This is a genomic window from Geobacillus thermocatenulatus, assembly GCF_002217655.1.
In the GTDB taxonomy this organism is placed as follows: Bacteria; Bacillota; Bacilli; order Bacillales; family Anoxybacillaceae; genus Geobacillus; species Geobacillus thermocatenulatus.
The window spans coordinates 742,709-768,681 of the sequence record NZ_NEWK01000002.1 but is presented as its reverse complement, the minus strand read 5'-3'; the positions used below and the strand labels follow the sequence as shown (position 1 = coordinate 768,681).

General features: G+C 56.9%; 21 protein-coding genes and 2 pseudogenes. 21 read left to right on the top strand and 2 right to left on the bottom strand.

All coding sequences use genetic code 11. The features are described 5' to 3' along the window. Position 1: 1 nt before the first annotated feature. The 8 genes and pseudogenes from B9L19_RS12695 to B9L19_RS18745 form a co-directional block, all read left to right on the top strand. Positions 2-1,096, top strand: coding sequence for a carbamoyl phosphate synthase small subunit (locus tag B9L19_RS12695; RefSeq protein WP_025951026.1), 1,095 nt, complete (start codon positions 2-4; stop codon positions 1,094-1,096). Beyond that, the gene (gene carB, locus B9L19_RS12690; protein WP_047753374.1) at positions 1,089-4,286 is read left to right on the top strand and encodes a carbamoyl-phosphate synthase large subunit; all 3,198 of its coding nucleotides are present in this window, start codon (positions 1,089-1,091) and stop codon (positions 4,284-4,286) included. Before B9L19_RS12695 ends, carB begins: the two co-directional genes overlap by 8 nt. Next, positions 4,283-5,056 (top strand): dihydroorotate dehydrogenase electron transfer subunit, encoded by a 774-nt coding sequence (locus B9L19_RS12685; protein WP_025951028.1) that lies wholly within the window; start codon positions 4,283-4,285, stop codon positions 5,054-5,056. Before carB ends, B9L19_RS12685 begins: the two co-directional genes overlap by 4 nt. Continuing rightward, the gene (locus B9L19_RS12680; protein ID WP_025951029.1) at positions 5,053-5,994 is read left to right on the top strand and encodes a dihydroorotate dehydrogenase; all 942 of its coding nucleotides are present in this window, start codon (positions 5,053-5,055) and stop codon (positions 5,992-5,994) included. Before B9L19_RS12685 ends, B9L19_RS12680 begins: the two co-directional genes overlap by 4 nt. Beyond that, a complete protein-coding gene (gene pyrF / locus B9L19_RS12675) occupies positions 5,966-6,685 on the top strand; it encodes an orotidine-5'-phosphate decarboxylase (protein ID WP_025951030.1) in 720 nt (239 codons plus the stop codon). The genes B9L19_RS12680 and pyrF overlap by 29 nt, the downstream gene beginning before the upstream one ends. Beyond that, a complete protein-coding gene (gene pyrE / locus B9L19_RS12670; RefSeq protein WP_089113953.1) occupies positions 6,682-7,305 on the top strand; it encodes an orotate phosphoribosyltransferase in 624 nt (207 codons plus the stop codon). The genes pyrF and pyrE overlap by 4 nt, the downstream gene beginning before the upstream one ends. A gap of 331 nt (positions 7,306-7,636) precedes the next feature. Continuing rightward, positions 7,637-7,741 (top strand): annotated as a pseudogene (locus tag B9L19_RS19860) (Wall-associated protein precursor); the annotation flags it as partial. Between the two features lie 121 nt (positions 7,742-7,862). After that, positions 7,863-8,038: pseudogene (locus B9L19_RS18745) on the top strand (IS1634 family transposase); the annotation flags it as partial. 14 nt (positions 8,039-8,052) lie between these two features. On the opposite strand, the gene B9L19_RS12660 reads toward B9L19_RS18745, so the two are convergent. After that, a complete protein-coding gene (locus tag B9L19_RS12660) occupies positions 8,053-8,613 on the bottom strand; it encodes a Uma2 family endonuclease (protein ID WP_015374381.1) in 561 nt (186 codons plus the stop codon). A gap of 249 nt (positions 8,614-8,862) precedes the next feature. Continuing rightward, the gene (locus tag B9L19_RS12655; RefSeq protein ID WP_047753369.1) at positions 8,863-10,602 is read right to left on the bottom strand and encodes an Rqc2 family fibronectin-binding protein; all 1,740 of its coding nucleotides are present in this window, start codon (positions 10,600-10,602) and stop codon (positions 8,863-8,865) included. Positions 10,603-10,917: 315 nt separating this feature from the next. On the opposite strand from B9L19_RS12655, the gene B9L19_RS12650 reads away from it, so the two are divergent. From B9L19_RS12650 to pknB, 13 genes are all read left to right on the top strand, one after another. Beyond that, positions 10,918-13,590, top strand: coding sequence for a cation-translocating P-type ATPase (locus B9L19_RS12650; RefSeq protein ID WP_047753368.1), 2,673 nt, complete (start codon positions 10,918-10,920; stop codon positions 13,588-13,590). Positions 13,591-13,678: 88 nt separating this feature from the next. Continuing rightward, a complete protein-coding gene (locus B9L19_RS12645; RefSeq protein WP_047753367.1) occupies positions 13,679-14,554 on the top strand; it encodes a YicC/YloC family endoribonuclease in 876 nt (291 codons plus the stop codon). A gap of 38 nt (positions 14,555-14,592) precedes the next feature. Further along, entirely contained in the window at positions 14,593-14,871 is a 279-nt protein-coding gene (remA, locus tag B9L19_RS12640; RefSeq protein ID WP_025951040.1) for an extracellular matrix/biofilm regulator RemA, read from the top strand. A gap of 11 nt (positions 14,872-14,882) precedes the next feature. Next, positions 14,883-15,500 carry a guanylate kinase gene (gmk, locus tag B9L19_RS12635; RefSeq protein WP_025951041.1) on the top strand — a complete coding sequence of 206 codons (618 nt, stop codon included), beginning with the start codon at positions 14,883-14,885 and terminating at the stop codon, positions 15,498-15,500. A gap of 2 nt (positions 15,501-15,502) precedes the next feature. Then, positions 15,503-15,703, top strand: coding sequence for a DNA-directed RNA polymerase subunit omega (gene rpoZ / locus B9L19_RS12630; RefSeq protein ID WP_011230668.1), 201 nt, complete (start codon positions 15,503-15,505; stop codon positions 15,701-15,703). Between the two features lie 49 nt (positions 15,704-15,752). Then, positions 15,753-16,958, top strand: a complete 1,206-nt coding sequence (gene coaBC, locus B9L19_RS12625) for a bifunctional phosphopantothenoylcysteine decarboxylase/phosphopantothenate--cysteine ligase CoaBC (RefSeq protein ID WP_047753366.1) — start codon at positions 15,753-15,755, stop codon at positions 16,956-16,958. Then, complete coding sequence (gene priA, locus B9L19_RS12620) at positions 16,955-19,360, top strand: primosomal protein N' (protein ID WP_025951043.1); 2,406 nt, start codon at positions 16,955-16,957, stop codon at positions 19,358-19,360. Before coaBC ends, priA begins: the two co-directional genes overlap by 4 nt. A gap of 16 nt (positions 19,361-19,376) precedes the next feature. Next, positions 19,377-19,850: a peptide deformylase gene (gene def, locus B9L19_RS12615; RefSeq protein ID WP_025951044.1), complete on the top strand. Its 474-nt coding sequence runs from the start codon at positions 19,377-19,379 to the stop codon at positions 19,848-19,850. Positions 19,851-19,856: 6 nt separating this feature from the next. Next, on the top strand, positions 19,857-20,816 hold the full coding sequence (gene fmt, locus B9L19_RS12610) for a methionyl-tRNA formyltransferase (RefSeq protein ID WP_047753365.1): 960 nt from the start codon (positions 19,857-19,859) through the stop codon (positions 20,814-20,816). Next, positions 20,803-22,137 carry a 16S rRNA (cytosine(967)-C(5))-methyltransferase RsmB gene (gene rsmB, locus B9L19_RS12605; protein WP_047753364.1) on the top strand — a complete coding sequence of 445 codons (1,335 nt, stop codon included), beginning with the start codon at positions 20,803-20,805 and terminating at the stop codon, positions 22,135-22,137. Before fmt ends, rsmB begins: the two co-directional genes overlap by 14 nt. Before the next feature lie 4 nt (positions 22,138-22,141). Then, positions 22,142-23,239 carry a dual-specificity RNA methyltransferase RlmN gene (gene rlmN / locus B9L19_RS12600; protein WP_025951047.1) on the top strand — a complete coding sequence of 366 codons (1,098 nt, stop codon included), beginning with the start codon at positions 22,142-22,144 and terminating at the stop codon, positions 23,237-23,239. A gap of 5 nt (positions 23,240-23,244) precedes the next feature. Continuing rightward, positions 23,245-23,994 (top strand): Stp1/IreP family PP2C-type Ser/Thr phosphatase, encoded by a 750-nt coding sequence (locus tag B9L19_RS12595; protein ID WP_089113952.1) that lies wholly within the window; start codon positions 23,245-23,247, stop codon positions 23,992-23,994. Positions 23,995-23,999: 5 nt separating this feature from the next. Then, on the top strand, positions 24,000-25,970 hold the full coding sequence (gene pknB / locus B9L19_RS12590; RefSeq protein ID WP_025951049.1) for a Stk1 family PASTA domain-containing Ser/Thr kinase: 1,971 nt from the start codon (positions 24,000-24,002) through the stop codon (positions 25,968-25,970). The last annotated feature ends 3 nt before the right edge of the window (positions 25,971-25,973 follow it).

Here is a 25,973-nt window from a genome sequence, read left to right as displayed (position 1 = left end):
CATGAAACGGCAGCTGATTTTGGAAGACGGTTCGTTTTTTGTCGGCGAAGCGTTTGGCAGCATGAAAGAGACGACCGGCGAAGTCGTCTTTAACACCGGCATGACCGGGTATCAAGAAATTTTGACCGACCCGTCGTATTGCGGGCAAATCGTGACGATGACGTATCCATTGATCGGCAACTACGGCATCAACCGCGACGACTTTGAAGCGATCCGCCCGTACGTGCACGGGTTCATCGTCAAAGAAGCGTGCGTAACGCCGTCGAACTGGCGCGGCGAACTGACGCTGGATGAGTATTTAAAAGAAAAAGACATTCCGGGACTTGCGGGCATTGACACGCGCAAACTGACGCGGATCATCCGCCAGCACGGAACGCTGAAAGGAATGATTTGCGGGCTGGACGTCCATCCGGCGGAAGCGGCGGCCAAGCTGCGGGCGATGGAGTGGCCGCGCGACCAAGTGCAGCGCGTCTCAACGAAAAGCGCCTATCCAAGCCCGGGGCGCGGCGAGCGCGTCGTCTTGATCGACTTTGGGATGAAGCACGGCATTTTGCGCGAATTGAACAAGCGAAACTGCGATGTCATCGTGTTGCCGTACAATGCGACTGCTGAAGAAGTACTGAGCTGGCATCCGGATGGGGTCATGCTCTCGAACGGCCCGGGCGACCCGAAAGACGTGCCGGAAGCGATCGAGATGATCCGCGGGATCTTGGGCAAAGCGCCGCTCTTTGGCATCTGCCTCGGCCATCAGCTGTTCGCCTTGGCGTGCGGCGCGAATACGGAGAAGATGAAATTCGGCCATCGCGGCTCGAACCATCCGGTCAAAGACTTGCGCATCGGCAAAGTCGCCATCACGGCGCAAAACCATGGCTATACGGTCACGCATGAATCGCTTGCCGGCACGCGCCTTGAGGTGACGCATATCGCCTTAAATGACGGCACGGTTGAAGGGCTCCGCCATCTCGATTTCCCGGCGTTTACGGTGCAATACCATCCGGAAGCGTCGCCGGGCCCGGAAGATGCGAATTCGTTGTTTGACGAGTTTTTGGCGCTCATCCGCGAGTTCAACAAGAAAGGGGAAGTCATCCATGCCTAAACGCCGCGACATTGAAACGATTTTAGTCATCGGCTCGGGGCCGATCGTCATCGGCCAGGCCGCCGAGTTCGACTATGCGGGAACGCAAGCGTGCTTAGCCCTAAAAGAAGAAGGATACAAAGTCATTCTGGTGAACTCAAACCCGGCGACGATCATGACCGATACGGAAATCGCCGATAAAGTGTACATGGAGCCGCTGACGCTTGAGTTTGTCGCCCGCATCATCCGCAAGGAGCGGCCGGACGCGATTTTGCCGACGCTCGGCGGCCAGACGGGCCTTAACTTGGCGGTCGAGCTCGCCAAAACCGGCGTGCTCGCGGAGTGCGGCGTGGAAATTCTCGGCACGAAGCTCGAGGCGATCGAAAAGGCGGAAGACCGCGAACAGTTTCGCGCCCTCATGAACGAGCTTGGCGAGCCGGTGCCGGAAAGCGCGATTATTCACAGCTTGGAAGAAGCGTACGCCTTTGTCGAACAAATCGGCTATCCGGTCATCGTCCGTCCGGCGTTCACGCTCGGCGGCACGGGCGGGGGCATTTGCACGAACGAAGAAGAGCTTGTCGAGATTGTGTCAACCGGCCTGAAGCTGAGTCCTGTGCACCAATGCTTGCTTGAACGGAGCATCGCCGGCTACAAGGAAATCGAATACGAAGTGATGCGCGACGCCAACGACAACGCGATTGTCGTCTGCAACATGGAAAACATCGATCCGGTCGGCATTCATACGGGCGACTCGATCGTCGTCGCCCCGAGCCAGACGTTAAGCGACCGCGAGTACCAGCTGCTCCGCAACGCGTCGCTCAAGATCATCCGCGCCCTTGGCATCGAAGGCGGCTGCAACGTCCAGCTCGCGCTCGACCCGGACAGCTTCCGCTATTACGTCATCGAAGTGAACCCGCGCGTCAGCCGCTCGTCGGCGCTGGCGTCCAAAGCGACGGGGTATCCGATCGCGAAACTGGCGGCGAAAATCGCTGTCGGGTTGACGCTTGATGAAATGATCAACCCGGTCACTGGGAAAACGTACGCCTGCTTCGAGCCGGCGCTCGATTATGTCGTCACGAAAATTCCGCGCTTTCCGTTTGACAAATTCGAATCGGCGAACCGCCGCCTTGGCACGCAAATGAAAGCGACCGGCGAAGTGATGGCGATCGGCCGGACGTTTGAAGAATCGCTGTTAAAAGCGGTTCGTTCGCTCGAGATCGGCGTGCACCATCTCGAATTGAAGGAAGCGAAACACGCGACCGATGACGTGATCGAAAAACGGATCCGCAAGGCGGGCGATGAGCGGCTTTTTTACATCGCCGAGGCGCTCCGCCGCGGGGTGGCGGTTGACACCTTGCATGAATGGAGCCAAATTGACCGCTTTTTCCTGCATAAGATTCAAAACATTATTGAGATGGAAACGGTCTTGAAAAACCATCCGGGCGACCTTGACGTGCTAAAGAAGGCGAAAGCGCTCGGGTTTTCCGATGCGGCGGTGGCGGCATTATGGAACAAAACGGAGCGCGACGTTTACGCGCTGCGCCGCCAGGAAGGCATCGTGCCGGTGTACAAAATGGTCGATACGTGCGCGGCCGAATTCACGTCGGAAACGCCGTACTACTACAGCACGTATGAGGACGAAAACGAATCGATCGTGACGGAAAAACCGAGCGTCATCGTGCTTGGCTCCGGCCCGATCCGCATCGGCCAAGGGATCGAGTTTGACTACGCGACCGTCCATTGCGTCTTTGCGATCAAACAAGCCGGCTACGAGGCGATCATCATCAACAACAACCCGGAAACGGTGTCGACTGACTTCAGCACGTCGGACAAACTGTATTTCGAACCGTTGACGGCTGAAGATGTGATGCATGTCATCGACCTTGAGAAGCCGGTCGGCGTCATCGTCCAGTTCGGCGGTCAGACGGCCATCAACTTGGCGGCGGAACTCGAAGCGCGCGGCGTCCGCTTGCTCGGGACGACGCTTGAAGATTTGGACCGCGCCGAAGACCGCGACAAATTTGAACAGGCGCTCTCAGAGCTTGGCATTCCGAAACCGGCCGGCAAAACGGCTGTTTCGGTCGAAGAAGCGGTTGCCATCGCCGAAGAAATCGGCTATCCGGTGCTTGTCCGCCCATCGTACGTGCTCGGCGGCCGGGCGATGGAAATTGTCTACAACCGCGAGGAGCTGCTTCATTACATGGAACACGCCGTGCGCGTCAATCCGCAGCACCCAGTGCTTGTTGACCGCTACATCACCGGCAAGGAAGTCGAAGTCGATGCCATCGCCGACGGCGAGACGGTCGTCATTCCGGGGATCATGGAACATATCGAACGGGCCGGCGTCCATTCCGGCGACTCGATCGCCGTCTATCCGCCGCAAACGTTATGCGATGACGTCATCGCAAAAATTACGGACTATACGGTGAAACTGGCGCGCGGGCTGCATATTGTCGGGCTGTTGAACATCCAGTTCGTCGTCGCAGGAAGCAACGTCTACGTCTTGGAAGTGAACCCGCGCTCAAGCCGCACGGTGCCGTTTTTAAGCAAAATCACCGGCGTGCCGATGGCGAATCTCGCCACGAAAGCCATTTTAGGGGCGAAGCTTGCCGAGATGGGCTATGAGACGGGCGTCTGCCCGGTGCGTCCCGGCGTGTACGTGAAAGTGCCGGTGTTCTCGTTTGCCAAACTGCGCAACGTCGACATTTCGCTCGGCCCAGAAATGAAATCGACCGGCGAAGTGATCGGCAAAGACGTGACGTTTGAAAAAGCGCTCTATAAGGGGCTCGTCGCTTCGGGCATCCACATCCAGCCGCACGGAGCGGTGCTGTTGACGGTGGCCGACAAAGACAAGGAAGAAGCGGTCGAGCTGGCGCGCCGCTTTGCCGACATCGGCTATCAGCTGCTGGCGACAAACGGCACGGCGGAAACGTTGAAAGCGGCTGGCATTCCGGTGACGGTCGTCAATAAAATCCACTCGGCGTCGCCGAACATTTTGGATGTCATCCGCCAAGGGAAGGCGCAAGTCGTCATCAACACGCTGACGAAAGGGAAGCAGCCGGAAAGCGACGGCTTCCGCATCCGCCGCGAAGCGGTCGAAAACGGCATTCCATGCTTGACGTCGCTCGATACGGCAAGGGCGATGCTGCAAGTGCTCGAATCGATGACGTTCTCGACAACGGCGATGACGGAAGGGCTGGTGCGGTCATGATCGGCCGCGAACGAATGACGGTCGCAAGCCAGCGGCGGATCGCCGAGCGGACGTATGAATTGACGCTTGCTGGCCGCCTCGTGCAACAGATGAAACAGCCGGGCCAGTTTGTCCATGTGAAGGCAACGGCAATGGCCGATCCGCTTTTGCGCCGCCCGCTCAGCCTTTGCCATATCGACCGGGAGCGCGGACAGTGCACGATCATCTACCGCCAGGAAGGAAAAGGCACCGCGCTGTTGTCGCAAAAACAGCCGGGCGATGCGGTCGATGTGCTCGGCCCGCTCGGCAACGGCTTTCCGCTCGAGGCCGCGCCGGCGGGCGGCCGCGCGCTGCTGGTCGGCGGCGGCATCGGCGTCCCGCCGCTCTATGAACTGGCGAAACAGCTCACAAAGCGCGGCGTCAAAGTGGTGAGTGTGCTTGGGTTCCAAACGAAAGCGGCGGTCTTTTATGAAGAGGAATTCGCCGCGTTTGGGGCGACGTATGTCGCAACCGATGACGGCTCGCACGGAACGCCGGGGCGCGTCACCGATGTGATCGAAGCGCGCTCGCTTGAGTTTGACGTCTTATACGCCTGCGGTCCGAAACCGATGCTTCGGGCGCTGGCGGAACGGTTTCCGAACCGGCCCGTGTACGTGTCGCTCGAGGAGCGGATGGGTTGCGGCGTCGGGGCGTGTTTTGCCTGCGTCTGCCATGTGCCGGGAAGCGAGACGGCGTATAAAAAAGTATGCAGCGACGGTCCGGTGTTTCGGGCCGGGGAGGTGGTGCTATGAACCGGCTTGCCGTTGAACTGCCGGGTCTTTCGCTCAAAAACCCGATCATGCCGGCGTCCGGCTGCTTCGGGTTTGGCCGCGAGTACGCCCAATTTTACGATTTAAGCGTGTTAGGCGCCATTATGATCAAGGCGACGACAAAAGAGCCGCGCTTTGGCAACCCGACGCCAAGGGTGGCAGAAACGCCGGCGGGGATGTTAAATGCCATCGGCCTGCAAAACCCCGGCCTTGACAAAGTGCTCGCAGAAGAGCTGCCGTGGCTTGAACAGTTTGACGTCCCGATCATCGCCAACATCGCCGGATCGACGGTGGAAGAATACGTCGAAGTGGCCGAAGCGATTTCCAAAGCGCCCAATGTCCATGCACTGGAGCTCAACATTTCCTGCCCAAACGTGAAAAAAGGCGGCATTGCGTTCGGCACCGTGCCGGACGTGGCCGCGGAACTGACGAGGCTTGTCAAAGAAGTGTCCGCCGTGCCGGTGTACGTGAAGCTGTCGCCGAACGTCAGCGACATCGTGGCGATGGCAAAAGCGATTGAACAAGCGGGCGCCGATGGCTTGACGATGATCAATACGCTCGTTGGCATGCGCATCGACGTGAAAACAGGCCGCCCCGTTTTGGCCAACGGCACCGGCGGCTTATCCGGCCCGGCGGTCAAACCGATCGCCATCCGCATGATTTACGACGTGAGCCAGGCGGTGTCGATTCCGATCATCGGCATGGGCGGCATTCAAACAGCGGAAGACGTGCTTGAGTTTTTCTATGCCGGCGCGAGCGCGGTTGCCATCGGCACGGCCAACTTCGTCGACCCGTTCGTCTGCCCGACGATCATCGCCGACCTGCCGGCGCTGCTCGATGAACTCGGGATCGGCCACATTTCCGAATGCATAGGAAGGAGCTGGAAGACCGGTGCACACGCCGTTCATTGTCGCGCTTGATTTTCCATCAAAACAAGAAGTGGAGCGGTTTTTGCGCCCGTTTGCCGGAACGCCGCTGTTTGTGAAAGTCGGCATGGAGCTGTACTATCAGGAAGGTCCCGCCATCGTCGCGTTTCTCAAAGAACAAGGGCATGCCGTCTTTTTAGACTTAAAACTGCACGACATCCCGAATACGGTGAAACAAGCGATGAAAGGGCTCGCCCGTGTCGGCGCCGATTTGGTGAACGTCCACGCCGCCGGCGGCCGGCGCATGATGGAAGCAGCCATCGAAGGGCTTGACGCCGGCACGCCAAGCGGAACAATGCGGCCGCGCTGCATCGCCGTCACCCAGCTGACGAGCACGGACGAGCGGATGCTTCATGAGGAGCTGTGGATTGACCGCCCGCTTGTGGAAACAGTCGGCCATTACGCCGCCTTGGCGAACGAAAGCGGCCTTGACGGCGTCGTCTGCTCGGCGAACGAAGCGCCGCTCATCAAAGAACGGTGCGGCGCCTCGTTTCTCGCCGTCACCCCGGGCATCCGCTTTGCCGATGAGGCAGCGCACGACCAAGTGCGCGTCGTCACGCCAAAGCGCGCCCGCGAGCTCGGCGCCGACTACATTGTCGTCGGCCGCAGCCTCACCCGCGCCGCCGATCCGCTGAAAGCCTACGAACGCCTGCAGCACGAATGGAACGGAGGAGAGAAAGAATGAAACACGACATCGCCGCCAAATTGCTTGAAATCGGGGCTGTCGCCCTGCAGCCGAACGAACCGTTTACCTGGTCCTCGGGCTTGAAATCGCCGATTTACTGCGACAACCGCCTGACGCTCGCTTACCCCGACGTGCGCCGCACGATCGCCGACGGCCTCGCCGAGCTCATCCGCACCCAGTTTCCCGAAGCGGATCTCATCGCCGGCACCGCAACCGCCGGCATCCCGCACGCCGCCTGGGTGAGCGAACGGCTCGGGCTGCCGATGTGCTACGTCCGCAGCCAGGCGAAAGCGCACGGCAAAGGAAAACAAATCGAAGGCAAAGCCGAACCGGGCCAGCGCGTCGTCGTCATCGAAGACTTAATCTCGACGGGCGGCAGCTCGCTTGCGGCCGTCCGCGCCTTGAAAGAGGCGGGCTGCGACGTGCTGGGCGTCGCCGCCATTTTCACGTACGGGCTCGACAAAGCGAAACAGGCGTTTGCCAAAGAGAATTTGCCTGCCTACACGCTCACCGACTACAACACCCTCATCGAAACGGCCGTCCGCCTTGGCGCCGTCAGCGAGCACGACTTGGCGACATTGCGAAAATGGCGGGAGAATCCGGAGGAGTGGGGGAACTAACATCAACGCAAGGGAAAAGGGGCTGACGCAAAAGCCCCTTTTTGATGAAACTCTCCATTTTGACGACAAATATTTTACTCACGCAAGCTTCTGCAAGAAAATGAAAAACCATGTCGAACTTTGTCGTCTGTCCCGAATAGCCGTAAAATTCAGTGTATCTTTAATGAAGCAGCCAATCACAGGTTTCTTCCACCTACACCCCAGTTGTAAATAGCAGCTTTGAAGGAACCACAGCGAATTGGAGTGGAACAATGATTTATCGGAACGCTTCAAACAGCTGTTGTTAGCGAACGGCACTTCCGTCAACTACGATTATGACGTAAATGGCAATATGACTTCAAAAGTCATTCGAACCAGCGATGGCCAGTCTCAAACATTTGCCTATTCTTATGATAAGACGGGAAAACTCATTAAAACGGTTGGTCCGCTCCATGATGTGACCACGCATGACTATGATGCCAACGGAAATAAAATCAAAACTTCACGACAGGAAACGGAGCCGGCGCTACTTTTACGTATGATGACCGCGGCCTCATGGAAAGCGTTTCGGTCGGTACGGCGGCCGGAAACGGACCCGACCAACCGGACAAGTGATTTTTCAATGGTTTTGGTATGTCAGAGTCGTCCTGTTGGAACTGCCGGATGGGCAAATCCAACGCAGGCTAGGGAGACCACCCCTGATCAGCGAAGGATTCTGCAGGGATTGGGCATGGATGAGAGCATTGACGTGTAAGTCATACGATATTTTTATTGAAAAAATAATCGCCTCGCCTCGAGAGAAAAATCGGTAAATAGAAAAGAGATGATGGTTTCATTTTCCCCAAACGCTTCTCTTTTTTTAAAAAATCCATCTTCTAACCCAAATACTTCAATCGTTTTATACAAAGGGTCAACAATCCAATATTCTTTTACACCAAATTGTTCGTATAGTTTAAATTTTTCATTTCGATCTTTTAACGCTGTAGACGGAGAAAGAACCTCGACAATGAGTGTTGGTGCGCCTAAACAGCCGTTTGGTGTTAAGTTGTTTCGATTGCAAATGACAGAAATATCGGGTTGAACGACATGTTTTGCATATGTGTAGTCATCGTTTTCGGAGAGACGAACATCAAACGGAGCAATGGCAACGTAGCAATCTTTATTTTGAAAGTACGAACGAAATGCGAACGATAGTTCCATAACGGTAAACTGATGCTCCCACGTTGGTGAAGGGCTCATGTTGTAAGCTTTTCCATCAATAAGCTCCCAACGCCCATCCCATTGAATATAATCGGCATACGTATACAGTTTGGATGGTTCTGGATTCATCGGATCTCCCTCGCTTTTTTCATTATTATACCATATCCAAAACGGCAACGATGATTGAAGATAACAAATTGCATTCGCGACGGCGGCTTTTGGTTGACTCGACAAGTTTGCCAAGCGGGCTGTCCGTAAGGCCAATTGCAGCTGGTCTTACAGACAGCCCGCTGTCTTTGATGCGGCGCTGGACCGTTTCGGTTTGCGGGAGTTTGCGCGAATCGCCCGATGCCGTGTTGGGCGGCCATTGGGGCGGGTTTACGATGGTTTTGCCGCTTGTTGTTTTTGCCGTTGTTTCATGGCGCGGACGAGTTCTTCATCCGGCGTGACGTAGAGCGTTTGCTCGTGTTCGTAAATGACAAACCCCGGCTTGGCGCCGCTCGGTTTTTTCACGTAGCGGATGCGCGTGTAGTCGACAGGCACGGATCCGGAGTGGCGGGCTTTGCTGAAGTAGGCGGCCAAGTTTGCCGCCTCGAGGAGCGTCTCGTCAGACGGCTGCTTGCTCCGGATGACGACGTGCGAGCCAGGGATGTTTTTCACATGCAGCCAAACATCGTCCTTATGGGCGAGTCTGGTCGTGAGATAATCGTTTTGTTTGTTGTTTTTGCCGACGAGTATTTCCGTGCCGTCGCTTGCGACGTAGCGGTCGAGCTCAGGGACGGCGGTTTTCCGCTTTTTTGCTCCTTTCGCCGCGCGCGGGCGCAAGTAGCCTTGTTCGATGAGCTCATCGCGGATTTCCTCGATGTCTTTCGGCGCGGCGGTTTCTAGCTGGCTTAAAATCGTGTCGCAATAGGCGATGTCTTCTTTCGTGCGCTCGATTTGTTCTTGCACGACGGCGAGCGAGTTTTTCGCTTTTTGATATTTTTGAAAGTACTGCTGCGCGTTCTCGGCCGGCGATTTTTGCGGGTCGAGCGGAATGGTGACCGTGCCTCCGTTTTCGTCGTAGTAGTTTGCGACTTCGATTTCCGTCATGCCGCGCTTTGCGGCGTACAAATGGGCGGTGAGCAGTTCGCCGTACAGCCGGTAAGTGTCGGCTTGTTTCGCTTCCTCCAGCGTCTGTTCGAGCTTGAGGAGCTTTTTTTCGTTTTTCGCTTTTTCGTTCGCCATGAGCCGCTCGATGTCATGGGCTTGCTGCTTGACGCGGTCGCGCTCGGCCTTGCCGAAATAAAAGCGGTCGAGCAGCTCGCTTGCACTCGCAAACGGTTGGCCTTCGATTTGCAAGTGCCGAAGCGGCAACACGTAAAACCATTCTTTTTCGCCGTTCGTGTACATCATCGGGGCAAAGCGGCGGCCGCGCACGTCATCGATGAGCGAAAGAAAGCTTTTTGGCAGCGTCGCCCGGTTGGCGAGCCCGGCGCGGAAGACGGCTTCGTTGGCAAATAGCGGCGAAAGGCCGCTGAAGGCGGAGACAAGCTGCTGGGCGAGCTTGCCGGCGTGAAAGTCGAGTTTTTTCAGCACCGTTTCTTCCGTCGCTTCAAGCGGGTTCAGCTTGCCGTGCGTCGGCGGAGCGACGTACGGATGCCCGGGAAGCACCGTCCGGTAGCGGTTGACCGACGGCGGCAAATGTTTCAAGCTGTCGATGATCGTGTTGGTCGATGCGTCAACTAAGATGATGTTGCTATGGCGGCCCATCACTTCGATGATGAGCCGCTTCGTCTGCACGTCGCCGAGTTCATCGCGGCCTTTTGAGTCGATGATGATGATGCGGTCAAAATCGACTTGACGGACCGATTCGATGATGCTTCCTTCCAACTGCTTGCGCAGCCGCATGCAAAACATCGGCGGCTCGGGTGGGTTGTCGTATGTTTCGTTCGTCAAATGGACGCGGGCGTACGTCGGATGCGCTGACAGCATCACTTTATGATTCTGGCCGCGGGCGCGCACGAGCATGACGATCTCATATGCGGATGGCTGATGGATTTTCGTGATCCGCCCCCCTGTGAGCGCTTCTTCGAGTTCGCTGACAATAGCATAGGTAAACACTCCGTCGAACGACATAGAGAAACACCTTTCTATTTCGATTGTTGGCTATTTCGATCTTACCATACGACCCGCTGTTTTGAACATTTCTTTGAATATTGCCTGAAGACGGACGAAGATGCCCGACGAACATGTTGCATAAAATGGGGAGGCCGGCTTTTTTGACACGATTTTTTCCCTTATGGGGGAGATGGCGTGGCAAAGGGCCCATGACTCCTTAGGTTTGTGTCGCGAAACATCATGGCGGGGACTATCATTTTTTGGGACATGTATGAATAAGCATAGAGAAGCGGGAACGGCGTGCGAAAAAAATGGAAGGACGGAGGGAGACAGATGCAATGGCATACGCTCGCGGCAAGCGATGTCGCGCACGAGACGAAGACGAATGTCAAGACCGGGCTTACGGCGGCAGAGGCGGAAAAACGGCTGCGGCAGTTCGGGTGCAACGAGCTGGCGGAAGGGAAGAAGGAGTCGGCGATCGTTGTCTTTTTTCGCCAGTTTCAAGATTTTATGGTGTTGGTGCTGCTTGCGGCGACGGTGATTTCTGCGTTGTTAGGCGAGTATGTGGATGCGGCGGCGATTGTTGTCATCGTGATCATGAACGCCATTCTCGGGTTTATCCAAGAGCGGCGGGCCGAGAAGTCGCTGGCCGCCTTAAAACGGCTGTCCGCTCCGCAAGCGGTTGTGCGGCGCGATGGCAGGTGGGTGAAAATTCCGGCGCGCGAACTTGTTGTCGGTGATGTCGTGAGGCTGGCAAGCGGCGACCGGGTCGGGGCCGATGTCCGCTTGATCGAGGCGGCCGGGCTGGAAATCGAGGAATCCGCCTTGACGGGTGAATCGGTGCCCGTAGCCAAATCCGCCGCCCCGCTTCATACGAAACAGGCGTCGCTCGGCGATTTGCACAATATGGCGTTTATGGGGACGTTGGTAACAAGGGGAAGCGGCGTCGGCATCGTCATTGCCACCGGAATGAAAACGGCGATGGGGCAAATCGCGACGATGCTCGAAGAGGCGGATGCAGGGGCGACCCCGCTCCAGCGCCGGCTTGAGCAGCTTGGGAAAATTTTGCTTGTCGTCGCCTTGGCGCTGACGGCTGCCGTGGTGGCGGTTGGGGTTATGCAAGGGCACGATCTGTACGAAATGTTTTTGGCTGGCGTATCGCTTGCGGTCGCCGCCATTCCGGAAGGGCTGCCGGCCATTGTGACGGTTGTGTTGGCGCTTGGCGTGCAGCGGATGATCAAGCGCAACGCCATCGTCCGCAAACTTCCGGCGGTGGAAACGCTCGGCTGCGCCTCGGTCATTTGTTCGGACAAAACGGGGACGATGACGGAAAACATGATGACCGTCACACAAGTATGGGCAGGCGGGCGGACATTTGCGGTCAGCGGCGTCGGGTTGGAAACGCGCGGGGAGTTTTCCGAGCGCGGGCGCACGATTGATCCGAACCGCGTTCCCGAGCTCGCTCGCCTATTGACAATGGGGGTGCTTTGCAACGGTTCGGAGTTGAAAGAGGAAAACGGACGGCGCTACATCGACGGTGATCCGACGGAAGGAGCGCTGCTGGTCGCGGCAGCGAAGGCGGGGATTACAAAACGAAGTCTGCTAGGCGAGTACGCCATCGAGCGGGAGTTTCCGTTTGATTCCGAGCGGAAAATGATGACGGTCATCATTCGCGGCCGGAACGGGCGGCGGTTCATTGTGACGAAAGGGGCGCCCGATGTGCTGCTTGAGCGGGCGGACCGCCTGGAATGGAACGGCCGCGAGCAGATGCTGACGCCGGCGTGGAAAGAGGCGATTGAGAAGGCGATTCGCCAGATGGCGTCTTCCGCCTTGCGCACGATCGCCGTTGCGTATCGGCCGCTTGCGGAAACAGAACGGATTAAATCAGAGAAGGAGGCGGAGACAAAGCTCCGGTTCCTCGGCGTCGCCGGCATGATCGATCCGCCGCGCCCTGAGGTGAAGCAAGCAGTGGCGCGATGCAAAGAGGCAGGCATGAAAACGGTGATGATCACCGGGGATCACGTGTTGACCGCAACGGCCATCGCCAAACAGCTTGGCGTGCTGCCGCCTGGCGGAAAAGTGATGGACGGGGCGACGTTATCGCGCCTGTCGGTCGATGAGCTTGAACGCGAGGTCGATGATATTTACGTGTTTGCCCGCGTCTCCCCGGAGCATAAGCTGAAAATTGTCAACGCCTTCAAGCGGCGTGGCCATATTGTCGCCATGACCGGCGACGGGGTAAACGATGCGCCGGCGTTGAAAGCGGCGGATATCGGCGTCGCCATGGGCCGGTCGGGGACGGAAGTGGCGAAAGAGGCGGCGTCGCTCGTGCTGCTTGATGACAACTTTGCGACGATTGAGGCCGCGATCGAAGAGGGGCGCAACATTTACGAAAACATTCGCAAGTTTATCCGCTACTTGCTCGCCTCGAACGTCGGGGAAATTCTCGTCATGTTGTTTGCGATGCTGCTTTCGCTTCCGCTGCCGCTCGTGCCGATTCAAATTTTATGGGTGAATCTCGTGACCGATGGGTTGCCAGCCATGGCGCTTGGGCTCGACCGTCCGGAGGAAAATGTCATGAAGCGGCCGCCGCGCCGTCCCGATGAAGGGGTGTTCGCCCGCGGGCTCGGCTGGAAAATCGTAAGCCGCGGCTTTTTGATCGGCGTGGTGACGCTCGCCGCCTTTTTGACCGCCTATGAACGGAGCGGCGAGGATCTCGTTTACGCTCAGACGGCGGCGTTTGCGACGCTTGTGTTGGCCCAATTGATCCATGTGTTCGACTGCCGCTGCGATCGTTCGGTTTTTGACCGCAGTCCGTTCGGGAACATATACCTTGTCGCAGCGGTGATCGTGTCGCTGCTGTTGCTGTTGGTCGTGATCTACTACCCGCCGCTGGCTGCCGTGTTCCATACGAAGCCGCTTGCGGCCGTCGATTGGCTGCTCATCATCAGTTTGTCCGCCTTGCCGACATTTTTGTTTGCCGGTTCGCTTTTGGCGAGAAAATAAAAGGATGAATATGTTATAATAAAAAAGGTGATAGAGGAACGCTCTATGACCTTTTCTTTTTCATCAACGACGCAACGGATGTGATGGCATGGTTTACAGCATGACCGGTTTTGGCGCGAGCACGAAAAAAACGGACCGCTTGACGGTGGCGGTGGAAATGAAATCGGTCAACCACCGGTTTTGTGAAATTTCCATTCGCCTCCCTAGACAATGGCTTGTGTTTGAGGATAAAATAAAAAAAGCAGTTTCATCGTACGTGCGGCGTGGAAAAGTGGAAGTGTTCGTCACGATCGCCGGCAAAGGGCTTGTGAAACGGAGCGTACATATTGATTGGGATTTGCTTGGCCAGTATTGGGCCGGAGTGCAGGAAGCCGCAAAGCGATTTGCCATTGACGGCAGCGTCACGGCGGCCGATTTGCTTCGGCTTGATGGAGCGGTCGAGGTCGTGGAAGAGGAAGGCGCGAACGAGGAGGTCGAGCCGCTGCTTTTAGATGCCGTCGATGAGGCGGCAAAGGCACTTGTTGCCATGCGCCGGCGCGAAGGGGAGGCGCTTGCTGCGGATTTGCGCGCTCGTCTTCATGAGGTCGAAGCTGGGGTGGACGCCATTGAACAGCGGGCGCCGCTTGTGGTTGAACAATACCGCGAGCGGCTTGAACGCCGCTTGCGCGAATGGGCGCCTTCTCCGGTTGATGAAGCGCGGCTGCTCACAGAAGTGGCGGTGTTTGCGGAAAAGGCGGACATTCACGAGGAATTGAAACGCATCCGCAGCCATTTGGCGCAAATGGCAGACGCCTTAGAAATGGACGAACCGATCGGAAGGAAGCTCGACTTTTTGGTGCAAGAGTTGAACCGGGAAGTCAACACGATCGGCGCCAAGGCAAACGACAGTCTGATTGCCGCGCAAGTCGTCGAGATGAAAAGCGCGCTTGAGAAAATGCGCGAGCAAGTGCAAAACGTGGAATAACCGTTTAAAACGACTTGTTGGCGGCAACAATATCGGATATGGCAGGTGGGCGTGTCATGATGAAATTTATCAATATCGGGTATGGAAACATGGTGTCAGCCGCCCGCATCATTACGATTGTCAGCCCTGATTCGGCGCCGATCAAACGAATCATTCAAGATGCGCGCGAAAGCGGCAAGCTCGTTGACGCGACGCACGGGCGGAGGACGCGCGCCGTCATCATCATGGACAGCGATCACGTCATTTTGTCGTCCGTGCAGCCGGAAACGGTGGCGAACCGCTTATATGGAAGCGACGATTTCTCCGAGGAAGGGTAGGGTTTTGGGCGTTGAAGAACGAACGAGGGTTGTTGATCGTCATGTCGGGTCCGTCCGGCGTTGGCAAAGGAACGGTGCGCAAGGCGCTGTTTTCGCAGCCGGACATCAATCTTCATTATTCGGTGTCGGTCACGACGCGTCCGCCGCGCGAAGGCGAAGTGGAAGGCGTCGACTATTTCTTCCGGACGCGCGAGCAGTTTGAACAAATGATCCGCGAAAACAAGCTGCTCGAATGGGCCGAGTATGTCGGCAACTATTACGGGACGCCGATTGATTATGTGGAAAAAACGCTCGCCGAAGGGAAAGACGTGTTTTTGGAAATCGAAGTGCAAGGAGCGATGAAAGTGCGGCGGGCGTTTCCAGAGGCGCTCTTCATTTTCTTGGCCCCGCCAAGTCTCACGGAGCTTGAAAAGCGGATTATGGGACGCGGCACCGAGTCGAAAGAGCTGATTGAAAATCGGCTGCGGGCGGCGAAAGAGGAGCTTGAAATGATGGACGAGTACGACTATGTCGTGGAAAATGATGAAGTGGAGCTCGCCTGCGAGCGGATCAAGGCGATCGTCATCGCCGAACATTGCCGGCGCGAACGCGTCGCCGAGCGATATAAACGGATGTTGGGGGTGGAATGACGATGCTGTATCCTTCCATCGATTTGCTGATGCAAAAAGTCGATTCGAAATACAAGCTCGTCACGGTGGTGGCCAAACGGGCGCGCGAGCTGCAGGACGGTGCGGAGCTGATGGTGAAAAAGCCGGTGTCGAAAAAATTTGTCGGCCAGGCGCTCGAGGAAATTGCCGGTGACAAGGTCGAATTAGTGGAGGAGGAAAAATAACAACCTAGCTTTAGGTTGTTATTTTTTTCAATGTCGGGGGGTGGCCAACATGATCAAGGGAAAACATATTTTGCTTTGTGTGACCGGGGGGGTGGCGGCGTACAAGGCGGCGGCGCTCACCAGCCAGCTCGTCCAGCGCGGCGCTGAAGTAAAAGTGATCATGACAGAAGGGGCGTGCCAGTTCATTACACCGCTCACGTTTCAAGCGTTGTCGCGCCAGGAAGTGTATGTCGATACGTTTGCGGAAAACGATCCGGCTGTCATCGCCCATATCGATTTGGCGGACTGGGCGGATCTCGTCCTCGTTGCGCCGGCGACGGCCAATACGATGGCGAAGCTGGCCGCCGGCATCGCCGACAATATGGTGACGACGACGATTTTGGCGACGAAAGCGCCCGTCTGGATTGCTCCGGCGATGAACGTTCATATGTACGAGCATCCGGCCGTTCGGGCGAACATGGAGCGGCTCTGTGAGTTCGGCTACCGGTTTATTGAGCCAGCGGAAGGCTACTTGGCGTGCGGCTACATCGGCAAAGGGCGGCTTGAAGAGCCGGAGAACATCATCGCCCATATCGAGCGCTTTTTTGCCGGTGATTCGCCGCTGTTTCGCGGGAAGCGCATTCTTGTCACCGCCGGGCCGACGCGGGAGCGGCTTGATCCAGTCCGCTATTTCTCCAACTACTCGAGCGGCAAAATGGGCTACGCCATCGCCGAAGCGGCGGCCCGCTTCGGCGCTTCAGTGACGCTTGTCTCCGGACCGACGGCGCTTTCTTCGCCCGATGGCGTCGAGACAGTGGCGGTTGAATCGGCGGAAGAGATGTATGAAGCGGTTTTGTCTCGGTTTGCGGAAACGGACATCGTGATCAAGGCGGCGGCGGTCGCCGATTATCGGCCGAAATATGTCGCAGCGTCCAAAATTAAAAAGCAGCCGGGCGGTTATGTTGTCGAGATGGAGCGGACGGTTGATATTTTGAAGGCGCTTGGCGAGCGGAAAACGGGGCAGATTTTAGTTGGATTTGCCGCTGAGACGGACAACCTTGAGCAGTATGCGTTAAAAAAACTGGAAGAAAAGCGGCTCGATATGGTCGTCGCCAACAATGTCACCGAAGAAGGGGCAGGATTTGCCGGCGATACGAACATCGTCACCATCTTCCGCCGCGACGGTGTCGTCCGGCCGCTGCCGCTCATGACGAAACGCGAGGCGGCCGAGGAAATTTTAAAAGAAATTCACGCGTATATCGAGGCGATTCGATGAAAGTAGCATCCGTGATTGTCGATGTCCCGTCCCGGCAGACGGATCGTCCGTTCGATTATTGGATTCCGGAGCGCTGGCAAGGCGTCATCAAGCCGGGCATGCGGGTGACCGTGCCGTTTGGAGCGCGGCGCTTGCAAGGATTTGTGATCGACGTGAAAGACCATTCCGACGTCCAGCAGCTCAAGCCGATCGAGCATGTGCTTGATGTCGTGCCGGTGTTAAACGAAGAGCTGCTTGATCTTGGCCGCTATTTAACGGAAACGACGCTTTGTTTTGCCATTTCGGCGTACCAAGCGATGCTGCCGGCGGCGATGCGGGCGAAATATGAAAAAACACTCCGCTTGACGGATGAAGAGAAGAGAGGGAGGTTGCCGGATGAGGTAAAGCCGCTGTTTGCCGGGCGGACGGAAGCCGCTTGGAAAGAGGTTGAGGCGGCCGGTTTATGGCGGGCGGCGCAAAAAGCGGTGCAGCAGGGTGTGCTCGAGGCGGTCTACCAGGTGAAAGAAAAAGCGGGCAAGAAAACGGTGAAGCACGCCGCTTTGGCCATTCCATCGGAACAGGCGAAACAGGAGCTCGGGTCGCTGCCGCCAAGGCAAAAAGAGGTGCTTTCCTTTTTGCTTGAAAAAGGGGAAGCGGCGCCGGTTGCCGAACTGCAAGCGGTGCTTGGCGTCTCCTCAGCGCCGTTGAAAGCGCTCGTCGATAAAGGATTGGTGGTGCTGAATGATGTCGAGGTGTACCGCGACCCGTACGAGCATCGAACGTTTCAGCCGAGTGAGCCGCCGGCGCTCACCCGGGCGCAAGAGGCGGCATTGGCGAAGATTACCGCTTCGGTGCGCGCCGGGGAGCATCGCACGTTTTTGCTGTATGGCGTCACCGGCAGCGGGAAGACGGAAGTGTATATGCAGGCGATTGATGAAGCGTTGCGCCAAGGAAAGGAAGCGATCGTTCTCGTGCCGGAAATTTCGCTGACGCCGCAAATGGTCGAGCGCTTCAAAAGCCGGTTCGGCTCGAAAGTAGCGGTGCTTCACAGCGGGCTGTCGGTCGGCGAAAAATATGACGAATGGCGGAAAATTCACCGGAAAGAAGTGCAGCTTGTCGTCGGGGCGCGCTCAGCCGTGTTTGCCCCATTTGAAAACTTAGGGATGATCATCATCGATGAGGAGCATGAGACGAGCTACAAGCAAGAAGAAATGCCGCGCTATCATGCGCGCGATGTCGCCATTTACCGCGCTCGCCGCCACAGCTGCCCGGTCGTGCTTGGCAGCGCCACCCCCTCGCTTGAGACGTTCGCCCGCGCCGCCAAAGGGGTGTACGAGCTGCTTGAGCTGCCGGAGCGCATCAGCGACCGCGGCCTGCCGGACGTTCATGTCGTCGATATGCGCGAGGAGCTGCGAAGCGGCAACCGTTCGATGTTTTCACGCCGATTGCTTGACGAATTGCGCCGCCGGCTTGAGCGCGGCGAGCAGGCAGTGTTGCTGTTGAATCGACGCGGTTATTCGACGTTTGTCATGTGCCGCAGCTGCGGCTATGTCATCCGCTGTCCGCACTGCGACATTTCGCTGACGTACCATCGTGCCGGGGAACGGATGAAATGCCACTATTGCGGGCATGAAGAGCCGCTCGTCCCCCGCTGTCCGTCATGCGGCAGCGAACATATCCGCTTTTTCGGCATCGGCACGCAAAAAGTGGAAGAAGAACTGACGAGGTTGCTGCCGAAAGCGCGCGTCATCCGCATGGATGTCGACACGACCGGCCGCAAAGGGGCGCATGAAGAGCTGCTTTCCCGTTTTGCCGCCAAGGAAGCCGATATTTTGCTCGGCACGCAAATGATCGCCAAAGGGCTTGACTTTCCGGACGTCACGCTTGTTGGTGTGCTGGCGGCCGACACGATGCTTCATTTGCCCGATTTTCGCGCCGCGGAAAAAACGTTCCAACTGTTGACGCAAGTGAGCGGGCGCGCCGGACGGCACGAGCTGCCCGGCGAAGTGATCATTCAGACGTATACGCCCGACCACTACAGCATTGAACTGGCCGCCCGCCACGACTACCGCGCCTTTTACCAGCGGGAGATGGCGCTGCGCAAAGCGCACGGCTATCCGCCGTACTATTATTTGACGCTCATTACCGCCGCCCACGAAGAGGCGCTGGCTGCGGCCAAAGCGGCGGAGAAAATCGCCGCCTATTTGCGCAAGCATTTGTCGCGCGAAGCGGTCGTTCTCGGCCCCGTTGCCTCGCCAATCGCCCGTCTTCACGATAGATATCGTTACCAATGCATGATAAAATACAAACGGGAGCCGAATTTGACTGCGGCGCTCAAGGCGGTCATCGACCGCTACCAAGCCGATGCCGCCCATGGCGGAGTGATGGTCACCATTGATACAAACCCATATATGATGATGTGAACTTGGGGGAATGACGTTGTCTGTTTTGTCGATTGTCACGTATCCTGACCCGATTTTGGAACAGCCGTGCGCGCCGGTGACGGCGTTTGACCGTCGGCTCGGGCGGCTGCTTGACGATATGTATGAAACGATGCTTGCCGCTGACGGGGTGGGCCTAGCTGCCCCGCAAATCGGCGTCGCCGAACAAATCGCTGTCATCGATGTCGGTGATGAACACGGTCGGATCGAGCTCATCAACCCGGTCGTGATCGAGGCGCGCGGCGAACAAGTAGATGTGGAAGGCTGTTTGAGCTTTCCCGGCTTGTTTGGCGAAGTGCCGCGCGCGAAATTTGTGAAAGTGCGGGCGCAAAACCGACGCGGCCGCCCGTTTACGCTTTCCGCGACCGGTTTTTTGGCGCGCGCGTTGCAACATGAAATCGACCATTTGCATGGTGTGCTGTTTACTTCGAAAGTGATTCGGTATTGCGATCTTGAAGAATTGGAAGGATAGATGCCAATGACGAACATTGTGTTTATGGGAACACCGGACTTTGCCGTGCCGATTTTGCACCAACTTCTTCATGACAACTACCGTGTTGCAGCGGTCGTCACCCAGCCGGATAAGCCAAAAGGGCGGAAGCGCGAGCTCGTGCCACCCCCGGTGAAAGTGGAAGCGGAGCGCCACGGCATCCCGGTGCTGCAACCGACAAAAATTCGCGAGCCGGAGCAATACGAACAAGTGTTGGCGTTTGCGCCCGATTTGATTGTCACGGCTGCGTTTGGGCAAATTTTGCCGAAAGCGCTGCTTGATGCACCAAAATACGGCTGCATCAATGTCCATGCCTCGCTTCTGCCCGAGCTGCGCGGCGGGGCGCCGATCCATTACGCCATTTGGCAAGGGAAAACGAAAACGGGCGTGACGATCATGTATATGGTGGAGCGGTTGGACGCCGGCGACATGTTAGCGCAAGTCGAAGTGCCGATTGCCGAAACGGATACGGTCGGCACGCTCCATGATAAATTGAGCGCCGCCGGGGCTAAACTACTATCAGAAACGCTCCCACTTTTATTGGAAGGAAACATTACGCCCGTTCCGCAAGATGAGGAGAAAGCCACGTATGCGCCGAACATTCGCCGCGAGCAGGAGCGGATCGATTGGACGCAGCCCGGCGAAGCCATTTACAACCATATTCGCGCCTTCCATCCATGGCCGGTCACGTATACAACGCAGGATGGGCACATTTGGAAGGTTTGGTGGGGTGAAAAAGTGCCGGCGCCCCGTTCAGCGCCGCCGGGCACGATTTTGGCGCTCGAGGAAAACGGTATTGTCGTGGCCACCGGCAATGAGACAGCCATTCGCATCACCGAATTGCAGCCGGCCGGAAAAAAACGGATGGCGGCGGGCGAATTTTTGCGCGGCGCCGGCAGCCGCCTTTCGGTCGGCATGAAGCTAGGAGAGGATCATGAACGTACGTGAACTTGCTTTAGATACGCTGTTAGCCATTGAACAAAAAGGAGCGTACAGTCATTTGCAATTAAACGAAGCCATTCAAAAAGGACGCCTTGACGGGCGCGATGCGGCGCTGTTGACCGAGATTGTCTACGGCACGGTGCAACGGCGCGACACGCTCGATTATTATTTGGCGCCGTTTTTGCGCAAGGCGCGCCGGCTTGAGCCGTGGGTGCGCGTGCTTCTTCGGTTGACGCTGTACCAAATGGTGTATTTGAACCGCGTCCCGGATCACGCCGCCATTTTTGAAGCGGTCGAGATCGCCAAGCGGCGCGGCCATCGCGGCATTGCTTCACTTGTCAACGGCGTATTGCGGGCCATCGGCCGCGAGGGGCTGCCGTCGATCGAGGCGGTTGATGACGCGGGCAAGCGGCTCGCCCTTGCCACCAGCCATCCCGAGTGGCTCGTTCGGCGCTGGATCCAGCAATATGGTTATGAAGAAGCGGCGCGCATGTGCGAGACGAATTTGCGCTCGCCGCAATCAACGGCCCGCGTCAACCGGCTGCGTGCGACTGTCGAAGAAGCACTCGAGCGGCTGCGCGCTGAAGGGATGCAGGCAATCCCTGGCCATGTCGCTCCGGAGGCCATCCGGGCGGAAAAAGGGAATTTGGCTCATACGGAGACGTTTCGCGCCGGTTGGCTGACGATTCAAGATGAAAGCTCAATGCTTGTCGCTCGAGCGCTCGACCCAGCCCCCGGCGAGCGGGTGCTTGACTGCTGCGCGGCGCCGGGCGGGAAAACGACCCATATCGCCGAGCGGATGGACGGGCGCGGCGAGGTCGTTGCTGTTGATATCCACGAACATAAGGTCATGCTGATCGAACAGCAGGCCAAGCGGCTCGGGCTTGACAACGTTGCGACGCTCGCCCTTGACAGCCGCCGGCTCGGCGAGCGGTTTGCCCCGGAATCGTTTGACCGCGTTTTGGTCGATGCGCCGTGCACTGGATTCGGCGTCATTCGCCGCAAACCGGAGATCAAATATACGAAAGGGAAAGACGCCATCGCCGCGCTTGTCGAGATTCAGCAAGCCATTTTGCGGGCGGCCGCCCCGCTTTTGAAAAAAGGCGGTACGCTTGTCTACAGCACATGCACGGTGGAGCGCGAGGAAAATGAAGACGCCATCGCCCGCTTTTTAGCGGATCATCCGGACTTTTTCCTCGACGCCAGCCTTGCCGAGCGGATGCCGAAACCGGTGCGGCCGCATGTGAAAGGCGGCATGTTGCAGCTTTTGCCGCATCATTTTGACTCTGACGGGTTTTTTATCGCCCGACTGCGAAAGAGGGTGTAAAAGCATGGAAATGGTTCGTCCGGCTGCCCGCCGCTCTGTCGGCGAAACGCAGCCTCCGTTGCCATCGATTTATTCGCTCACGCTAGACGAATTGAAGGAATGGCTTGTCGCTCAAGGCGAAAAGCCGTTTCGGGCTACACAAATTTATGAGTGGCTGTATCAAAACCGCGTCACCGATTTTGCCGACATGACGAATTTGCCGAAGCGGCTGCGCGAACAGCTGGCGTCATCGTTTTCGATCACGACGTTGAAAACCGTGGTCAAACAAACGTCGAAAGACGGGACGATCAAATTTTTGTTTGAGCTCCATGACGGCTATTCGATCGAGACGGTGCTCATGCGTCATAACTACGGCAATTCGGTGTGCGTCACGACGCAAGTCGGCTGCCGCATCGGCTGCACGTTTTGCGCTTCGACGCTCGGCGGGCTGAAGCGTCATTTAGAGGCGGGCGAGATCGTCGCCCAAGTCGTGCAAGTGCAAAAGGCGCTCGATGACACGAATGAACGCGTCAGCAGCATCGTCGTCATGGGCATCGGCGAGCCGTTCGACAACTACGATGAGCTCATCAAGTTTTTGCGCATCGTCAATCACCCAAAAGGGTTGAACATTGGCGCCCGCCATATCACCGTTTCCACCAGCGGCATCATCCCAAAAATTTATCAATTTGCCGATGAAGGAATGCAAATCAACTTCGCCATTTCGTTGCATGCACCGACGAATGAGCTGCGGACGAAACTCATGCCGATCAATAAAGCGTACCCGCTGCCGAAGCTCATGGAGGCGGTTCGGTATTACATTCAAAAAACCGGCCGGCGCGTGACGTTTGAATACGGATTGTTCGGCGGGGTGAACGACCAGCTTGAGCACGCCGAGCAGTTGGCCGAGCTGATTAAAGGGCTGAAATGCCATGTGAATTTGATTCCGGTTAACTATGTGCCGGAGCGCAACTATGTGCGCACGCCGCGCAGCCAAATTTTCGCCTTTGAACGGGCGTTGAAAAAACATGGAATCAATGTCACCATTCGCCGCGAACATGGACACGACATCGATGCCGCCTGCGGACAGCTTCGCGCGAAGGAGCGAAAAGAGGAGACGAGGTGAATCGGATGCGAGCCGTTTTCCGAACTGACATCGGCCAAATTCGCGAACATAACGAAGACAGCGGCGGCGTATTTGTCAATCAAAGCGGCCAATATTTAGCGGTCGTCGCTGACGGGATGGGCGGCCATCGCGCCGGTGATGTGGCCAGTTCCATGGCGGTGGCGTATTTGCAGGAGCGATGGGAGAACGAGAGCGGCCTTGCTTCGCCGGCTGAGGCGGAGCAATGGCTCAAGACGCAAATTGCGGCGGCGAACGAACAACTGTTTCGCCATGCCTGTTCCCACCCGGAATGTCAAGGAATGGGGACGACAGTCGTCGCCGCCGTTTGCGCTTATTCGTTTGCGACGGTTGCCCATATCGGGGACAGCCGCTGCTACGTGCTCAACAAAAGCGGAATTCAGCAGCTGACCGACGACCATTCGTTGGTCAATGAGCTCGTCAAAAGCGGGCAGCTTTCGAAAGAAGCGGCTGAGCATCATCCGCGCAAAAACGTGCTGCTGCGGACGCTCGGCACAGAGCCGGCGGTGAAAATCGACGTGAAAACAGTGGCGCTCGACGAGGGCGACATGTTGTTGTTATGTTCGGACGGGTTGTCCAACAAGGTGCCGGAAGCGGACATGATGCATATTTTGACGGGGGACGGCACGCTGGAAGAGAAGGCGGAGGCGCTTATCGAGCTCGCCAACGGGCGGGGCGGGGAAGACAACATTTCGCTGGCGGTCATCGATGTTTCAGCGGAACGTGAAGGTGGGTGATCGGCGTGCTCATTGGAAAGCGATTGAATGACCGCTATAAAATCATCAGCCTCATCGGCGGCGGCGGCATGGCCAACGTGTATTTGGCCCGCGATATGATTTTGGAGCGCGATGTTGCAGTCAAAGTGCTCCGCCTTGATTTTGCCAATGATGATCAGTTCATCAAACGGTTCCGCCGCGAGGCGCAAGCGGCGACGAGCTTAAACCATGAACATATCGTCTCCATTTATGACGTCGGCGAAGAAGAAGGCGTCTATTACATCGTTATGGAATATGTGCGCGGCGCGACGCTGAAGCAATACATCCAGCAGCACGCTCCGCTTCCGGTCGAACGGGCGCTTCGCATCATGGATCAGTTGACGTCAGCCATCGCCCATGCCCATGAGAACGGCATCATCCATCGCGACATTAAACCGCAAAACATTTTGCTTGATGAGCACGGCAATGTGAAAGTGACCGACTTCGGCATCGCTGTGGCGATGAGCGGCACGACGATCACGCAGACCAACTCGGTGCTCGGTTCGGTTCATTATTTGTCGCCGGAGCAGGCGCGCGGGGGCATTGCGACAGAAAAGTCAGATATTTATTCGCTCGGCATTGTCATGTTTGAACTCGTTACCGGTCGGCTGCCGTTTTCCGGCGAATCAGCCGTTTCGATCGTGTTGAAGCACTTGCAGGCGGAAACGCCGTCGCCGAAGGCGTGGAATCCGGACATCCCGCAAAGTGTGGAAAACATTATTTTAAAAGCGACGGCGAAAGACCCGTTTTACCGCTACCAATCCGCGCGCGAAATGAACGAGGACATTCGGACAGCGCTGGATCCAAGGCGGCGCAACGAGCCGAAATTTACCATACCCGATGACGATGAGGAAGCGACGAAAGCCGTTCCCATTATAAGGAATGCGGAAAGCGCGGCGCTGGAGCAAGAGACGCTTGTGTACGAGGAACAAACGAGCGAACCGGCTCATGCGGCCGGCGAGCCGAAACCAAAGCGGAAACGGGCATGGATTGCCTGGCTTGTGGCTGCCTTGCTGTTCATTGGAGCTGTCGGCGTCAGCGCCGTCACATGGATTCCGGATCTCATTTTTCCAAAAGAAGTGACGATGCCGAACGTGGTCAACAAAAACTATGATGACGCTGTTGAACAGCTGTCGTCGCTCGGTTTGGAAATCAAAGATACGATTGATGTGGAAGATGATCAAGTCGAAGAAGGAAAAGTCGTGCGCACCGATCCGGAAGCCGGCATGACGGTGAAGAAAGGGGCCGGCGTCATCATTTATAAAAGCATTGGAAAAAAGAAAATCGAATTTCCAAGCTTCATTGGCGATGATATTGCTGCGGCGGAGGAGGAGCTGCGCGCCGAAGGATTTGCCCGCATCACACGCAGCGGCCGCTACAGCGACAAGCCGGAAGGGACAATTTTGGATCAATACCCGTACGCCGGTGATGAAGTCGTGCCTGATGAAACGGAAGTGATGTTCACCGTCAGCCTCGGGCCGGAGAAGGTCACCGTTAAAGATTTGACTGGCTATACGGAAAAAAGTGTGCGCGATTACGGGGCCGATCAAGGGTTGCGCATTGACGTGAAGTACGAGTATTCGGACGAGGTGCCAGAAGGGCTTGTCATTTCACAAACCCCGGCGGCGAACGAGCAGGTAAAAAAAGGGGAAACGATTACGGTCGTCATCTCCCGCGGGCCGGAACCGAAGCCGTCGAAAACGGTGGTTAAAGAGATTACGATTCCGTATGAACCGGAGATGCCGGGGCAAATGGTTGAAGCCCAGCTTTACATCCAAGATGCCACCCACAATATGTCAACGCCATACAAAACATACCGGCTGACGGCGCCAGCGACCGAGATGGTCGAGTTTGAAATTCCATATGGGGAGACCGCTTATTACCGCGTCATTGTCAACAATGTCGTCAAAGAGGAAGGATCGATCCCGTACCCAAAACATAACGGAAAAAAGGGGTGAGGC

Coding starts and splice junctions, on each gene's coding strand:
- B9L19_RS12695 (WP_025951026.1), top strand. CDS start 2: ATGAAACGGCAGCTGATTTTGGAAGACGGTTCGTTTTTTGTCGGCGAA.
- carB (WP_047753374.1), top strand. CDS start 1,089: ATGCCTAAACGCCGCGACATTGAAACGATTTTAGTCATCGGCTCGGGG.
- B9L19_RS12685 (WP_025951028.1), top strand. CDS start 4,283: ATGATCGGCCGCGAACGAATGACGGTCGCAAGCCAGCGGCGGATCGCC.
- B9L19_RS12680 (WP_025951029.1), top strand. CDS start 5,053: ATGAACCGGCTTGCCGTTGAACTGCCGGGTCTTTCGCTCAAAAACCCG.
- pyrE (WP_089113953.1), top strand. CDS start 6,682: ATGAAACACGACATCGCCGCCAAATTGCTTGAAATCGGGGCTGTCGCC.
- B9L19_RS12660 (WP_015374381.1), bottom strand. CDS start 8,613: ATGAATCCAGAACCATCCAAACTGTATACGTATGCCGATTATATTCAA.
- B9L19_RS12655 (WP_047753369.1), bottom strand. CDS start 10,602: ATGTCGTTCGACGGAGTGTTTACCTATGCTATTGTCAGCGAACTCGAA.
- B9L19_RS12650 (WP_047753368.1), top strand. CDS start 10,918: ATGCAATGGCATACGCTCGCGGCAAGCGATGTCGCGCACGAGACGAAG.
- B9L19_RS12645 (WP_047753367.1), top strand. CDS start 13,679: ATGGTTTACAGCATGACCGGTTTTGGCGCGAGCACGAAAAAAACGGAC.
- remA (WP_025951040.1), top strand. CDS start 14,593: ATGGCAGGTGGGCGTGTCATGATGAAATTTATCAATATCGGGTATGGA.
- rpoZ (WP_011230668.1), top strand. CDS start 15,503: ATGCTGTATCCTTCCATCGATTTGCTGATGCAAAAAGTCGATTCGAAA.
- coaBC (WP_047753366.1), top strand. CDS start 15,753: ATGATCAAGGGAAAACATATTTTGCTTTGTGTGACCGGGGGGGTGGCG.
- priA (WP_025951043.1), top strand. CDS start 16,955: ATGAAAGTAGCATCCGTGATTGTCGATGTCCCGTCCCGGCAGACGGAT.
- fmt (WP_047753365.1), top strand. CDS start 19,857: ATGACGAACATTGTGTTTATGGGAACACCGGACTTTGCCGTGCCGATT.
- rsmB (WP_047753364.1), top strand. CDS start 20,803: ATGAACGTACGTGAACTTGCTTTAGATACGCTGTTAGCCATTGAACAA.
- rlmN (WP_025951047.1), top strand. CDS start 22,142: ATGGAAATGGTTCGTCCGGCTGCCCGCCGCTCTGTCGGCGAAACGCAG.
- B9L19_RS12595 (WP_089113952.1), top strand. CDS start 23,245: ATGCGAGCCGTTTTCCGAACTGACATCGGCCAAATTCGCGAACATAAC.